General features: G+C 42.2%; 12 protein-coding genes and 2 pseudogenes. 11 read left to right on the forward strand and 3 right to left on the reverse strand.

The window, feature by feature from the left end; all coding sequences use genetic code 11:
- The first annotated feature begins 23 nt into the window (after positions 1-23).
- The 8 genes and pseudogenes from HV314_RS04020 (at position 24) to HV314_RS04055 (ending at position 10,247) form a co-directional block, all read left to right on the forward strand.
- On the forward strand, positions 24-1,112 hold the full coding sequence (locus tag HV314_RS04020; protein ID WP_131351402.1) for a glycosyltransferase family 2 protein: 1,089 nt from the start codon (positions 24-26) through the stop codon (positions 1,110-1,112).
- Entirely contained in the window at positions 1,109-2,533 is a 1,425-nt protein-coding gene (locus HV314_RS04025; RefSeq protein WP_053389972.1) for a glycosyltransferase, read from the forward strand. The genes HV314_RS04020 and HV314_RS04025 overlap by 4 nt, the downstream gene beginning before the upstream one ends.
- A complete protein-coding gene (locus HV314_RS04030) occupies positions 2,526-3,875 on the forward strand; it encodes a hypothetical protein (RefSeq protein ID WP_181547421.1) in 1,350 nt (449 codons plus the stop codon). The genes HV314_RS04025 and HV314_RS04030 overlap by 8 nt, the downstream gene beginning before the upstream one ends.
- Positions 3,876-3,988: 113 nt before the next feature.
- Positions 3,989-4,735, forward strand: coding sequence for a winged helix-turn-helix domain-containing protein (locus HV314_RS04035; protein ID WP_181547422.1), 747 nt, complete (start codon positions 3,989-3,991; stop codon positions 4,733-4,735).
- A complete protein-coding gene (locus HV314_RS04040; protein ID WP_094762223.1) occupies positions 4,719-5,195 on the forward strand; it encodes a hypothetical protein in 477 nt (158 codons plus the stop codon). The genes HV314_RS04035 and HV314_RS04040 overlap by 17 nt, the downstream gene beginning before the upstream one ends.
- Positions 5,196-5,368: 173 nt before the next feature.
- Positions 5,369-5,761 carry a FaeA/PapI family transcriptional regulator gene (locus tag HV314_RS04045; protein ID WP_165500015.1) on the forward strand — a complete coding sequence of 131 codons (393 nt, stop codon included), beginning with the start codon at positions 5,369-5,371 and terminating at the stop codon, positions 5,759-5,761.
- Positions 5,762-6,608: 847 nt separating this feature from the next.
- Positions 6,609-8,762 carry a C10 family peptidase gene (locus HV314_RS04050; protein WP_181547423.1) on the forward strand — a complete coding sequence of 718 codons (2,154 nt, stop codon included), beginning with the start codon at positions 6,609-6,611 and terminating at the stop codon, positions 8,760-8,762.
- A gap of 374 nt (positions 8,763-9,136) precedes the next feature.
- Positions 9,137-10,247 (forward strand): annotated as a pseudogene (locus HV314_RS04055) (IS3 family transposase).
- Positions 10,248-10,334: 87 nt separating this feature from the next.
- Here HV314_RS04055 and HV314_RS04060 read toward each other — a convergent pair.
- Positions 10,335-10,766: a 4-fold beta flower protein gene (locus HV314_RS04060; RefSeq protein WP_181547424.1), complete on the reverse strand. Its 432-nt coding sequence runs from the start codon at positions 10,764-10,766 to the stop codon at positions 10,335-10,337.
- A gap of 235 nt (positions 10,767-11,001) precedes the next feature.
- On the opposite strand from HV314_RS04060, the gene HV314_RS04065 reads away from it, so the two are divergent.
- The 3 genes from HV314_RS04065 to HV314_RS04075 all read left to right on the forward strand — a co-directional run bounded on the left by HV314_RS04065 (position 11,002) and on the right by HV314_RS04075 (position 14,594).
- A complete protein-coding gene (locus HV314_RS04065; protein WP_181547425.1) occupies positions 11,002-11,772 on the forward strand; it encodes a DUF3800 domain-containing protein in 771 nt (256 codons plus the stop codon).
- Between the two features lie 439 nt (positions 11,773-12,211).
- Positions 12,212-13,621, forward strand: a complete 1,410-nt coding sequence (locus HV314_RS04070) for a TraI domain-containing protein (RefSeq protein WP_181547427.1) — start codon at positions 12,212-12,214, stop codon at positions 13,619-13,621.
- Between the two features lie 10 nt (positions 13,622-13,631).
- Positions 13,632-14,594 (forward strand): tyrosine-type recombinase/integrase, encoded by a 963-nt coding sequence (locus HV314_RS04075; protein WP_181547429.1) that lies wholly within the window; start codon positions 13,632-13,634, stop codon positions 14,592-14,594.
- 573 nt (positions 14,595-15,167) lie between these two features.
- Here HV314_RS04075 and HV314_RS27525 read toward each other — a convergent pair.
- Complete coding sequence (locus HV314_RS27525) at positions 15,168-15,293, reverse strand: DUF4942 domain-containing protein (RefSeq protein WP_223306642.1); 126 nt, start codon at positions 15,291-15,293, stop codon at positions 15,168-15,170.
- Positions 15,290-15,496, reverse strand: a pseudogene (locus tag HV314_RS27260) (DUF4942 domain-containing protein); the annotation flags it as partial. The gene HV314_RS27525 and the pseudogene HV314_RS27260, both read right to left, overlap by 4 nt.
- Positions 15,497-15,569: the final 73 nt, after the last annotated feature.

Consider the following 15,569-nt stretch of genomic DNA (forward strand, 5'->3'; position numbering starts at 1 on the left):
CTCGCAGTGCAGAAATACCGGTGGTGAGCATCGTCGTTCCTGTTTATAACACAGCTGCTTGGGTAGAAATGACGCTTGCTTCATTATCCTCATCATTACTGACTAATGCTGAATTGATCGTCATTGATGACGGCAGTACCGATGATAGTTTCAAGTGTTTGCCGGATTTGTTGGCGAAATTTCCAGGACAGGTTCTTCTGTTGAAGCAACCCAATCAGGGACTGTCGGCTACTCGTAATAAAGGGGTGTGTCTGGCAAGAGGTGACTGGATTGCTTTTTGTGATAGTGATGACTGGTTAAATGCATTAACGCTAATGGTGGCCATTGATCGTGGTGAAAGGAATCATGCTGATGCTGTTTTTTGGCGCAGTATGGTTTATGACGATATTAATCAGACACTGTCTCCTTTCTATGATGAAAAGAGCTATTCTCAGTCGCGCAAGTATTGTGATGATGGGGTTACTACGTTTATTGCGGCCCCTGAATTATTAGGTCTTGAGCCAAATATTAATACCGGAGTTTATCGGAGGAATTTTTGGTTGCACAACGTTGGCTTTTTTCGTGATGGCAAAGTATTTGAAGATTTGGTTCCTCATTACCGTGTTCTTTTTAGCGAAGGAAAAATAATGTTGATGGACATAGTCGGTTACTATTATCGGGTGGGAAGGCCCGGTAAAATCACGGAGGAACGAAGCCATCGCCGACGCGATATGGTAGACGCAGTAGCGGGAGTCATTGACGCAGTGCCTGCAACACTTTCCAGTAATCATTGCAGAATATTAATGGGGCAGCTATTACGTATGTTGCACTGGAGTGGCGTCGCTTCTCTACCCGAAGATCGCAAACCCTACTATGTTGCATCGTGTTCGCTGTTTGAGCATGCCCGTCCGCGTCAGGTGCTTGCTACGGCATTCAAGGCTGGGTTGCCAGCGGGGCAGGCCATTATTGCTTTAGCGTTGTTAGTGGGTAGCTCACATGGACTGTCTCGACTGGCTGCTGGCTACCGATGGAGCAGTCTGCCGTTTTTGGTCCCCGGTTTACTGTTTCGTCCGATGTTATGGCTCGGTATCTTTCGTCTGATGGGGAAAATGATTAAAGGCGGTTCACAATGAAAGTTATTTCTTCCTGTATCGATGGCAGACACCCTTATTTTGCTCAGCGTCCTGATATCCCACTGATTATCATTCCGGGTGACAAATTGATTAGCCCAAATATGATTAATTCATTAAAAGAGCATGAGGCACCTATCTGGATTGTGGACTCAGAATCTGCTGGCCAACGAAGGTGGAGTTCGTTACTTTCGCATTCAGATATTTATGTCGTGTCAGATATAAATCAGCTTATTAATAAATCTCCTGTAGATAAGAGATACGAACTCTATGCTGTGCTGGACCAAAACAACTCGGAACAAATAAAAAAATTAATTCTTTCTCACGCTCCAGATGTTGCCTGCGGCGTTCTGGAACGTTCAGCGGGAGACTGGCTGCAATGGTACCAATTTTCAGCGAAACATTGTGAGCGTTTTAGCTGGTGGGTGGATGAAGCTTCAACGCAAGTCAGTGGGCGCTTGTCTTCAGTACCCGTTAGTGTTGTCGTACCTGTCTATAATGTTGTCGATTGGCTGGATGAGTGCCTTTCATCATTAGCTCATCAGGATTTGGACGGGCTGGAAGTCATTGTTGTTGATGATGGTTCAACCGATGGTAGTGGGGAAATTGCTAAAAAATGGCAGATACAATATCCGCAACGCTTCAGAACGATTCATCAACAAAATTCTGGGTGTGCTACTGCACGAAACACCGGTCTTTCAGCTGCTCGGGGAACATTTACTGGGTTTGTTGATAGCGATGATTTTGTTGCACCGAACATGTTTAGCTCTCTATTCCGTTCTGCTGTGCTGCGTCAGTCTGATGTGGCTCAATGCGGCTGGACTGAATTTTATCCCGATGGTGGGAAGGTGGAATGCCCGGGTAATGAGAATGCGTTGCTTTGTGATGAGTTAAGTTCGCGTCCCACGATTTGGCGTAAGATCTACCGTACAGCGATGCTGAAAGAAAAGGCAATTGTATTCCCGGCACATATTCGTCGTTTCGATGATCTTCCTTTTCAGTTTGAAGCATTGTTCGCAGCCCGAAAGTTAACAACGATTACGGATTGTCACTATTTTTACCGTCAGGCAAGGCCAGGACAGGATATCGGCATCAAGGATGAACGCTTATTGGTACATGTTGAGCTTTTCGAATGGCTTATGTTGCGCCTTAAACCAGAGATAACACGTTCCACGGCAATGCAAGCTTTTAGATTGATGTTAAATACACACTATTGGGGATGGTTTATTATTGAAGAGCCCCTAAAAAAACATTACCTGAACAATATATTCAAACAATGCCTTGGAGCATCATTTCCACTCACTCATTTTGAGCGATTCTTACTGGCAAGGAAGATGGGAAGTAAAATGTTTAACTTTTATATGCGTTTAACCCTCTGTAGCCTGGTGTCCAGATTTGGTTTAAAAGGCAAAAGTAATGGTTAGATCTCTGATCACAATGGGTATTCGTAGAGTATTTCCTGGGATAACTCTGCGTTATAGGCGGCTTATAGACTCAATTAACGCCATTTTAAGCAACAGTGTTCATCAACAATCGCAGATAGACTCGCTCTCTTCTCAGCTGAATGATATTCGCCAGAAACTTTTGGTTGTATCGCAATCTATTCATCATTCTGAGCGTCTGATAATGAAAAGAAAAGCACCATGGCGTTGTGTTTTTCTTGTCCACAGTGTTGAAATATGGAGTAGTTTGCACGCTGTTTGGCTCGCAATGAGTAAAGATCCTCGATTTGATCCGATAGTTGTGACTATCCCGCGAAAGTATCCTGGAAGCGAAAAGCTTTGTAATGAAGAGAATACCCATAATAGCATGAAATCTAAAGGTATTCCGCATATCAGGATTATCTCGGGAGATCTTTTTGATGACTTGTCTACTCTTCGTGCATTAGAACCTCAAATTATTTTTAGACAATCACATTGGGATGCTGATATATCGCCAGCTTTTGCTGCCGAATGGCTTGGTTTTGCGAAGATTTATTATATAGATTACAGTATTGCCCCGATTCATGTCTCAGGATTTCGGGCGAGTCCTTTGTATCGACGAGCCAGTGGAATATTTATTGCGAATGATGCAATACGCGAGTTTATGCCATCAACATTACCCGTAATCACTTCTGGGCATCCACGAGTTGATTATTTGTGTCACGCAGAACCCATCTGGCCGATAAATACAGGAAATAAGTTTAAAATAATATGGAGTGCGCACCACTCCACGGGTACTGAATGGACCAATTTCGGTACATTTTGGATGGTGAAATCATTTATGCTGAATCTGGCACAGGTGCATCCTGAAATTGATTTTTTGTTCAGTCCTCATCCTGCGCTTGTCAGCCAAATGCAATCAATTTCAAACACATCCTCTTCAGAGTTTGATGTATTTTGTGCCAGATGGTGTGCACTACCGAATACAGGAGTACTTACAAATGGCGACTACGCCGGTCCGTTCAAGGCTTCCGATTTACTGATCGTTGATGGGATTAGTTTTCTGCTTGAATACCAGCTTAATCAAAAGCCTGTATTGTTTTTAGAGCGTGAAGATCATAGCCCCTTCAATGCATTTGGCGTTCATGTCAAGAAAGGGGTTCATCCTATCCCAGCAGAGCAGCCAGAGATGTTAGTCCCATGGTTAGATCATTTTTCATCCGGAGGTAAGGACCCGTTGCAAAATGAGCAGAAAGCCTTGTGCGAAACGTATTTCAACCAACAAAGGGTGCCAGAAGCTATACTAGAAAGCATTGCTAATGACATGGCAGCATCATCAAAATAAAAATAAGTAGTATAAATTTCTGCAAGTTAGAACTGTAAGGACTATAATTTATCCATTATGTTGATACGTATCTGCATCAAATGCTGATCAATTTGTTAGAGACATTTATCAAAATGAAATTTTTGATTAACAATTCTATAGTTTACAATTCTGATGATGGTTCTTTAGTTAACAAAAATCGTGCGGACGATATTATTGTTTTACCACATATGGCTGCACGTGTTCTTACATGCTTGTTAATCAACGCAGGGAAGGTTGTCCCCAGAGAAGCGATTTTTGATTATGTATGGTCTGGAAATGAGATGCTTGCATCAAATAACAGTCTGACTCAATATGTTTCTTTTATAAGAAAAACGCTTACAGACTTGGAATGTCAAGAGGAGTTAATTAAGACAATACCACGCGTTGGTTTTTATTTATCTGGAGATAATGTTAGTAATTATAAAGATGGTGGTTTTAGTTTGCTCAAGGATGGTTTTTTTAGTAAATATCTTTTTGCAATTCTAAGTTTTATGATTTTGCTTATGGTTTTATTATATCAGATTTTTTTCCTTAAAGACCGATTAACAAACAAGGAGCTCTTTTATTTTGGTAAAATAGATTCTTGTAAAATTTACACGCTTAAAAATGTAAGCGAGCATGATTTTGCATCAATTCGTTCCAGGATTGAGAAGATGGTTGAAAATGAAAATTTTAACATAGCCTGCACTAAGGATTTCTCGTATGTGTATCAATCTGATGAACGTATTTCACTAGAGGGTAAGGGGCGGGAATTTATTAGCCGTTGCAATATTTCTGGTGAGAAAGATAATATTATTTCAGCTTGCAATGGAGTGTATATCAATGCGCGCAATTATTAAGTTAACCATACTTATATCTTTCATTGTGATTATTCTGGCTAATATATATTATTACTTTGATGTGTCCAAGCGAGAAATGATTAATTGTGAGTCACCCGTACTGATCCCCATGCCAAAAAAAGGATTTCAATACAGCGGTATAATCGGTATGACTTTTAATCCCAACGGGACTGGAATGGCTTCTTTTTCTGGTGAACTCACAGAGTTAGATACTAATACTACATTTGATGTACTGAGGATTATATATTTCGATTACTCGATTGAATACTATAGCTATTTCACATTATCAAATTTCGTTATCAAGAAAAATGTTAATGATTCAACTGATGATCAGATGTTCAATCGACTAATGTTTGATTTAAGTACAGCTGGTCGTCGAATTCGAGTTGAAAGATTGAAGGACACCGCTTTCCTTATCGAAAATACATTTAATCCGATTTTCATTTGCATTGAAAGATGATTAATAATCGGTGTAAAAATCAGAACGCTCAAAAGATTTTTATTCTGTAAATTATTTAAAAAGCGGAATTTTAACCTATATTAATATGCCATTTTAACTAAATATGCCGTTTTAATGGGTTTTGAGGATATCATTTGCAACAATTCTGAATGACTCCGAGGTTGGCTTTTCTTATGAGCAGTAATGCGGTAAATGATAATGTTTATTATTTGTTGTTGGGTGAAACGGAAAGAAATATAATTGGAAAAAGTCTTTCTGAAAAAGATGCAAAAGAAGAATTAAGTGGTGATTCATCTATTAAAACAGATGTTGCTTTAAGAAAAATTGGGAAGCTTAATGAAACAATGCGTCTTGCTAAAGGGCGTAAAGGATACGCTAACTTGAGTCTTATATATCAAGCGCTTAGTACCACCTCTGAAGCAGGATTGACAACGAGACAGATAGCAGATATTTGTGGATTATCTATTTACGTTACCCGAAATTGGTTAACAAAGCTGAATGAGGCTGGGGTAATATGTTGTCATCTTTTTGATGGAAAATCTTTAGGTTGGACTATTGATTTGTAATACTTGCGTTCTATTTGAGATGCAAGACTTTTAAACAAATTTCAAAAAAAAGTATTGTCAGTGGTAGTAATCTCTGGCTTCTGTTTCCCTATGTTTATAGATATAGCTGTCAATTAGCATTATAGGTATTTATGTTGACCCACGATTCAGTGCTGGATGTGGACGATACTCATTCAATTGTCACGGATAAAGGTGTATGTCATTCAGACGGTTTTTCAAAGTAAAATATGTCACTCATTAGTAACCTGCTACAGTTCTTTTGGGATTTGTAGGGGGGGCGGCCTGAGTATTTGACTGTGCGTTGTTAGCAGACAATTCCGGCTATACTTATTTATCCTGGTGTAGAGATTTTGAGATGCGATATAAATATGTGATGCTGCTCTGATGAACAGGATGACCTCATTCAACTATTCGTTTTAGCGTTTTAACTTAAAATTTTTGTGTTAACGTTTACAGTTTATGGTCATTATCTTTTTTAACTATTTTAAATCACTCTAATGTGTCCGTTAAATCTGTGTCGATTCAGTTGCATTAAATATCATTAGTGTTTTATCTTGTATGTATATCTTTCATTGAATTTTAAATCTATATTTTTGATGTGTTCAACTAAATGTTTCTCCTTAAGGCATGTGGTTGTATTGTCTTTACGACGAAACTTTATATTTTCTCTATTAATTAAAGAGAGTTTTTTTACCGGTGTATGGTCCAGGATGGGAGGGCAATACTGATTTTAGAATATAAAGTCAAAATGATATTCATTGTAGGTCTATGGTTTTTATTATTTGCTGTCAGAAATTTAAATAATCTATAAAGTGTTAATTAATTTTTTTGAAATTGAGGATGGAAAATGAAACGCGCAAGTGTGAAAGAAAGAGAGTATCTTATAGGGCCATTAACAACAAGTCACTGGATTCAATCGGCACCGTATAATAACTTTGTAAAACCGTACTTAGTCGGTTGTACTGCCCTGGCTATTGCTCAATTAATGAGAGCTAATTCCTATCCAGCTAAAGGTAAGGGGATGATTAATGGTATTATGGCTGAAGATCCACAAATTAATATCGATGGATATGTGTATCGTTGGGATTTAATGGATGATAAGGCTCTATCAGAAGAAGCACGAGATGCAATATCAACTATGATTGGACATGTTGCATGTGCAATCAACACGCACTTTGGTTTATCATCTAGCTCTCAACTGGATTTTTTAGAAGAGATAAGTGCGCTTGTCGATAACTTTAGCTATGAAGATGACATATCATATATCTCATACAAAGAGACGAATAACTATACCGATTATATTCAACAATCAACTATAAACGATGCCGTTATAGAAAACCTGCAAATGGGATTCCCTGTTTTGGTTGATATTCCAGGGCATTCAACTGTATGTGATGGTTACATGGGGGATGGTGTTTTTTCTTTTAATTATGGCTGGGGGGGGGGCAGTAGCTATTACTATAACTTAACTAATGATATGCAGGGTTGTAAACCAGTGTGTATTATATTTGGCATTAGGCCATCATCTGAACCGTTGTTGGTAGCAGAAAAATTATTAGTAACTAATAATGTTTTAACCCAGCTATCTTCGAGTTCTGTTGAGGTCGTTATAAAAAATATTACAGATACTAGTTTTGAGGGACATTTGAACTTAGTGTCCTGTGATAAAAATAATTTTAAAAGAAATGTTATAAGCAAAAATGTTAATATTTCCCTCGCATCAGGTGAGGAGTCTAGTTTAATAATTCCTATTGAAATGCCGATTGATATATCTTTTGGTGAAAGATATGTGGAAGTAATGTATCTTAGCAAAGATGGTATGATGCAAAAGCTTAAGGATAGTAGCAATAATATCTTAAAAGAAAAGGTTACGATTAATCGGCATGTATGTGAGACATTACATTTAGTAAATGATGTAGTGATCCCCACTACTATTCCTTATGGAAGTCAAATAGAAGTAGAAATAAAAATACATAGTGAGATTGATGAGGTAAAAGAATTTTTCCTATTACTTACTGATATCAATACTAACATTATTAAAACTCTAGGTAGTACTATTGTACGTTTAGATAATGGTGAAAACTCACCATTTGTAATTAAAGGCGACTTCAATGAAATATCTGTAGAACAAAATTATAGAGTTATCATTGCTACAAAAAGTGAAGAAGTGTTCCCTGTTTTTGAGAAGTTAGATTTATTTGAATCTGATGTTTATATTTTATCAGAAGAAAATTATAGTGAATTTTTTTCCTTATCAAAGAATATACCTCTACCAGATGTTTTATATTCAGGTGCAACTTACCCACCATCTGAGGTTGTTATTCAACCTATTGTTTTTGAAGGTAATAAGCTTTGCGATTTTTACATTGAATATTTGGATGTAAACGGACGTATTATCAGGAGTAATAAAAAAAGTTATGGGGTTACAGAACTGGGGGAAATTAAGATTGACCTTAATATAAACCCTGGTCAACTCAATGTTGACCAGTCACAACCTGTTGCAGAATATTCAATACGGTTGACGCATAGTGATTTCGACGATAATGAGAATCGATATATTGTTAAGCCTGGAGATATTTCCGTTAGTAATCCAGCACTAGTCAATATATTTTACCGGAATCCTTATGATTTTATGTTCCTGACTAAAAGTATTGAAGTGAGTAAGAATGAATTCAATCATTTAGAACAGTTTGATGTTACATTTTCATCGCAATATATGATTGAATATTCGCATCTTCCAAGTGTGGAAATTGTAACGTTCAATGTTAAATTAAAAGATGAGGATTTTAATGAGTACTTAATAGGGTCTGAAAAAGGACTTATCTATTTAAATGAAAGTTTTTCCAACACCATCAGTTCGAAGGTTAGTGAACATATTCCAAGTGGTAAATATACACTCTATGTCCAGATCGTATGTGATCATTATAATGACCCATTGCCAGAGAAAGTGTATGGATACACGAATGAGGTCTTAGATGAGATAAATATTACTATTATTTAGCTGGCTCTTTTATGTTGGTATAATAAATGTAGCACGCTCGTGTTAATTCTGACACATTCGGGCTTTAAGTCATCAGCCTGTACTCTTCCTGTGTCAGGTTATTCAGCCATTCATGGGGGCGCTTGTTCTGCCCCCTTTTTTAGATACTACCATCATCAAGTAATACCCGTTTTTACATGTCATAATTCTGTTTCATCTGCCTATTGCAAATGCAGCCTGGGATTTAGGTACAGGAACAACTCTCATTTCGTCACTCTTGTAGACCGGTAATCACTGTGAGTTCAACGGGCCGATGTGTAAGTATCCCGCATAATCGTGCCATTCATATTTAGAGATCCTCCGGCATAATCAATCTGCCAACAAAGTAGATTGCTATGCGTAAAGCCCGTTTTACTGAGCATCAGATCATTGCCGTGATTAAGTCGGTTGAAGCCGGACGAACTGTTAAGGATGTCTGCCGGGAGGCCGGTATCTCTGAAGCCACCTACTACAAATGGAAGTCCAGATACGGCGGCCTGGAGGCTTCTGATATTAAAAAGATCAAGGATCTTGAGGACGAGAACCGACGTCTCAAACGGATGTTTGCCGACCTGAGCCTTGAGAACCGGGCGCTGAAAGACGTTATCGAAAAAAAGCTTTAAAATCAGCCTTTATGCGTGAGCTGGTCACTCATCTGATAACGACGTTCGGACTCAGTATCCGTCAGGCCTGTCGGAGTCTTAACCTGAGCAGAACGGTTTACCATTACCGCCCGGATACCACACGTGACGAACCCGTTATTGTCGCGTTGCAGGCAGTGGCCGAGCGATACCCACGATACGGTTTTCCGAAACTTTTTCAGGTTCTGAGGCGGCAGGGACACCCGTGGAATCACAAAAGGATCCATCGTATTTATTGTCTGCTGAAGCTGAACTTTCGTCGTAAGGGCAAACAGCGGTTGCCGGTGCGTAATCCCTCGCCACTGGCCACGCCGGAAGCGCTGAATCAGAGCTGGTCTGTCGATTTTATGCATGATGTCCTGGTCTGTGGCCGTCGTATTCGCACGTTCAATGTCGTTGATGACTTTAACCGTGAGGCGTTGTCGATTGAAATCGATCTGAATCTGCCAGCTCAGCGCGTGGTCCGTGTACTCGACAGGATCGCGGCAAATCGCGGGTATCCGGTCATGCTGCGCATGGATAATGGTCCGGAATTTATCTCTCTGGCACTGGCTGAATGGGCAGAGAAACATGCAGTAAAACTGGAGTTTATCCAGCCAGGTAAGCCGACGCAGAACGCTTTCATTGAGCGCTTTAACCGGACATACCGTACAGAAATACTCGATTTTTATCTGTTCAGAATGCTGAATGAAGTGCGGGAAATCACGGAGAAATGGTGTCAGAATATAACTGTGAACGTCCGCATGAATCACTGAACAATATGACACCGGAGGAATACCGACAGCACCATTATTTGGCCGGGATCTCAAAAAATGCATGGAACTAAAACGGGTCTATTTACACTAGGAGCGGATACCGTAAGTATTTTTCCTCTGAAGGGGCATCCCTTTCAAGAAATGCATCCGTTGTGGATTTATGCAACGCCTGAAGCTACTAACAAAGAACAATTTGTCTGACCAAAGGCATTTTTTAGCAATGGGAAAAGAGGGGGAAGTTCCGTTAGCGATTTTAGGGGCCTGAGGCTCTTAAGTGATTTAAGTGATGGCAAATTAGGTGTGGTAACCATGTCTTTTACTGCACAGGCCACATAGCCATCGTGATCAATCAACTTACCTTTAGTAAACCAGCCTAAATGATTCCCATTGAAGCCATAAACATCAAACTCATTGTTCTGGTTACGTTTAAGGTAGGCGCTTGGTTCGCCCTCCCAACTATATAAAGTCAACTCGTCATCAAGTGAAATATAAACGACGGCGTTGCCTTGATTATCATAAAGATCTAGGTCATTACTCGCAGTAACACAAGATGAGAAAAGAAACATAACTAGCAAGAGTGATTTTTTCATAAAGTCTCAAGTTTCTTAAAAAGGAAAAGTTCGAATATTCTACCAAAATTATGAGGACACTAACTTCCGATTTTCGCTCATATAAGACCTTCGTCCTGCCCGTCAAGTGCCGTGAGTAGATTGTGCGAGCGTATGGATACATTAGATACCTAAAGGCTCTTGAGTAGACCTACAAACATTGTCTGTCGCTTGGGTTGAGCATAAAATACCCATTCAATTTTATGCGGGTATTTGTATGGAATACGTGGCTTTTGGTGATGAGAGTGGTACGACAGGGAGTGACCGCTGTTATGGCATTGGTTTGCTGTGTGTGCGTAAAGACACGTTGCACATCTTCAATGAGCGCGTCCAGAAATTAAAAGATAAGTACGGGATTGTCGGTGAGTTGAAGTGGTCCAAGATTAAGAACAGTGCAGGGCAGGCAAACATTTGCATTGAGCTGCTGGCTATGGTGCTCAAGAACTCGTGCTGCTTCCACTCAATTGTTGTAGTTAAGAACATTTACAACAACTGGCAAACGGACAGGGAGTTGGCTTTTTACCAGACGTACACAATGCTCGTTAAGAACGTTGCTAAGCAGATTAAGAGTGACGTTGAGGTGATCATCGACCAGAAGATTGATAAATACAAAAAGAACGATGAAGTGACAGGTATTGTTGCTAACAACATGCTGGCTAGGGCAGGGATGAAGAAGCTGGTTAAGTCTGTGACGATGCACGACTCTAAGCATCATCTTGGATTACAGGTTGTCGACATTCTGACCGGAGCTGTGAACTCTGGGTACTTGAAGTACCTTAATCCTCGGCGAGAACTATCAGTGGCTAAGGAGCTTGCCTTTGAACGTATGGCTGCTCTGCTTGGCTGGGATTTTTTCCATTACGATACATTCCCGAATAAGGATTTTAATATCTGGCATTTCCCGCAAGAGATGCGAGCTATGCCGGGTTCAAAGAGTATTCGACCTGATTACAGCGTTCCATTGGTTAAGCGGGAAGAGCTGCCCTAACCTTGACTTCAAAAATCGATTGTTTACGCATAGGCCGACCAGATTTAAAGGATAGGTGTTAATCGATACTGTAGTGGTGCACTAAATTTGGCCACTGGAACAAATATGTAAATGTCCACTTCTCGCTCTTTGCCGACAGTCAGAACCGTTTGCCGGAAATCTGTTAACCGGCCCGTAAAGTGATCCATACACTTTTCACCATAATGCTCCTGCGGGAGCATTTTTTTCGGTAATTTTTCAGTACTGGTAAACAGTTGATGGTTGAGGGTATCCATCAGTACTCGGAGAATAGCGGCTTTACTGTGAAATGGAACACATCATGAGTGACGCGTTATCAACCGAATCCACCTCAGCACTTCCTTTTCTGAAGCGTGTCAGCCAGGACCGACCCATCTGTGATGATATTACGGTCAGCTTTCCTGAACGGGTTATCGCTTAGATGCTCAGTCTGAAATCCTTCTTTCGTCCGGGTCGTGAGCGCCCGACAGTCACTCCAGCCCCCAAAACCGCAAAACCCACGGCACCGCCAAGCTATTATTTGTCGATGCCAGCCAGCGAACTGCTGGCGACAACCCGCCGTCAACAATGTCTGCAATCACTCTGGGATTATTCGTCCCTGCCGAAAGAGATGTATCGTCAGTATTATCTGGTGCCGCTGGAGCGTTGCGTCATCCTGATGCAGCAGTTTCCGCTGGCGGAAACGGGCTTACATGCCCGCCCGGGAGGAATGGTCGATTACATGCTGGAGACGGTGTCGTATGCGGCGCGGTTGTCGAAAAGCTATATGTTGCCGGTTGGCGCTCCACCAGAAGAACAGGCGGCGCAAAGCGCGGCCTGGAATGCGGTGGTTGTCTATGCGGCCATGCTGTCTTCCCTTGAGTCCCTTTGCCATCTGCATGTTGAGCTGGAGAGCGGCAAGCGCTGGTTCCCTCTGCTGGATGCGCCGCCTGAGCCTTACCGCTTTCGTTTTGTTCCTGAGCTATCTCCGGAACGGCAGCAAAGTTTCGGCGCGATGATGGCCTGGCGGATTATGCCCCCGGAAGCGATTGACTGGTTAAGCACCTGGCCTGAAGCGGTTAAAACCTTATCGACTTACCTGACCGGCTTCCGGGCGCAATCGGGCGTGATTAACGCCATTATTTCTGAGGCCGTTCACCTTTCTTCAGGCATATCCGCTGCACCGATGACGGTGGACACACTAGCTGCTGCCGTTGTACCAGTCCCTGCGGAAGTGGTCACGGAATTGTTACAGCCAGACGTGTTGATACCTGCTCAGGCGGGGAGTCAGCCCGCTTTGTCTCCTGTTCAGGAAGGCGTGGCATCAATCAGGGAACTGATTTCAGCGCCGCTCTTAGCTGAAGACGATGATATGCCGGAAGCGCCGGATGATACGGATATGCTGCTGGCGATGATGGGCTATGAGGCAATGATGAACGATGAGCCGGAAAGCCAGGAAGACGTTCCGCAATCCGCGACGAACAACGATCCCGAAGACGTATTCTGGCAATGGTTAATCACCGGCTGCGGCAACGGAAGCCTGGCAGTGAATACCCCAGATGCGCGTATTCATCTGGTGGCCGGTTTTGTCTTTTTACGGACCCCGGGAATTTTTCACCAGTTTTTATCCGACAAGGGGACGCCGGGAGACGATAAAGTGCGGCTCCAGCGGGCGTTTGAGCAACTGGGGCATCACCGACAGGACAATGGCACGATGTATACCTGTCATCTGTACCAGAATGAACAGCTGGAAGGGCGTTTCCAGAAACTGAGCGGCTATCTGGTACTTGCCAGTAAAGTTTATGGTAGCGATAACAATCCGGGAGATAACCCCTTATTGATTGTTATATAAGGATATTCTTATGACTGCCTGCACCTTTGGGACACTGACTGAACACTATTTTTACAGCAAATCACTGCGACCGGCGACAGAGTGGAGTTACCAGAAAGTCGTTCGCTCGTTTGAGGGGTTTACGCCGCATAATCCTGCGAATATCGATCATCTTACGGTACTGAAATGGCGGCATCGGGTATTGAATGATCAAAACTGCGCCACTAGGACGTGGAATAACAAGGTGGCGCATATGAGGGCGTTGTTTAATTTTGGTATTAAGCAGGGATTATTACCGCAGGCTGAAAATCCTTTCAATGGCGCGGTTGTTCGTCCGGGAACAAAAAAGAAGAAGACGCTGACACAGACGCAAATGGATGCGATGTACCGGCTGATGGCGCAACATCTGGACGCTGAGACAGGGAAGGGGAACAGCAGTATGTTCAACGGTCGCAGAAATGCGCTACTCCCGGTATGGTTCTGGCTGACGGTGGTGAATGTTTTCCGCTATACGGCCATACGACAAAATCAGCTTCTGCATATACGGCTGGGTGATATTAACCTTGAGGAACGGTGGATTGACCTGAACATCGAGGGAGCGAAAAACCATCGCGAGCATCGGGTTCCGATTGTCTCGTCGCTGTATCCGTCGCGGGAGGAACTGGTGAGAAAAGCCGGTGAGGCTGGGATGGAGTCGGATGATCAGGTGTTCAATGTGGGCTGGTTTGACCTGGTAAGAAAGCGTAAATACCCGGAAGTGATGAATGAGTTCCCGTTGAGAGCGTTCTTCCGGCGCTTATCCCGGGAGTGCAAATTCACGATCACTCCGCACCGGTTCCGGCACACGGTTGCTACGCACATGATGAAATCCCCGGAGCGTAATCTGTATGCGGTGAAGAAACTGTTGGGTCATGTGAGTATCACGTCAACGCTGGAATACATTGATGAAAGTGTTGATAGTCTGCGGGATATACTGGAAACGGAGTTGATGTAGCAGTGTGATGAATACAGCACTGACACAATTTGACATTAGCAAACAAAAGCTGTAAAGATCACGCACGAAAAAACAGACTTGCGGCAAACAAGTCTGTTTTTCAGGAGCCTTTCTTTCCACTACGGTAACAGCGTTACATCGTGTTTTTACTGGCTCACCTTCGTGTCCGTCAGAATTGCGTCTTGCAAATCTGACCAACCGGCTTTGGATAGTGGTGCCGGACTCGGAATCGATGCTTTGCTTTATTCTTATGATTTACAAGTAAAATTTTTGATGTGGTTAAAAATGTACCCTCATTTGTACCCTCTGTCCCACCTGTTACGAATTTAAAAACCGAATCGGGGACGGCAAGGGGATGGTCATATGAGGATGATGTGTAGATGCTTCATTATGGTCTTATGTCTGGCGACGCACCTGGTGCGTCACAAGGATCCAGTAACAAACCACCAGAAGAAAAGCACCAGGTACGCCTGCTTTATTTTGGCCATAAGTAGTTGAGATGGCAAGGCGTTTGTTTAGCCCCTTCACTGGTAATGAAATTCCACTTATGTGCAGACAGGTAAATCATCCTGACTACTGCATGGATGCCAGCGTGCCAGGGTAGTGGTGGGCGATGATGTCATTCAGCTTATCAACCAGCTCTGCCCGCTTAAATGTGATATGCGCTGTTCCCTTCTGAAAGTACTTAATAGAAAACATCTCATCTTCATGGCCCAGTCCAGAACAGTTTTACCGCCGATACTGCTGGTCAGCGTCGATATATCGGCAACGTGTTGTATCAGTGTCTCAATTTGTTTAAGTACGTTACTACGTCCGATGATGATGCGTTCAATGCTGGTGGAGCAAATTACGTCAGTATGGTCAGTTAACACTTCGGATTCGGTGAGAGTAAGTTCTGACATGGTTCTCCTTCCTTATATAAAGCAAAGCGCCAGCCGATGAAGGCTGGCGTTTATGCGTAAGGTTAATATCGGA

The sequence above is a fragment of the Citrobacter sp. RHBSTW-00887 genome, assembly GCF_013728095.1.
Classification (GTDB): Bacteria; Pseudomonadota; Gammaproteobacteria; order Enterobacterales; family Enterobacteriaceae; genus Citrobacter; species Citrobacter braakii.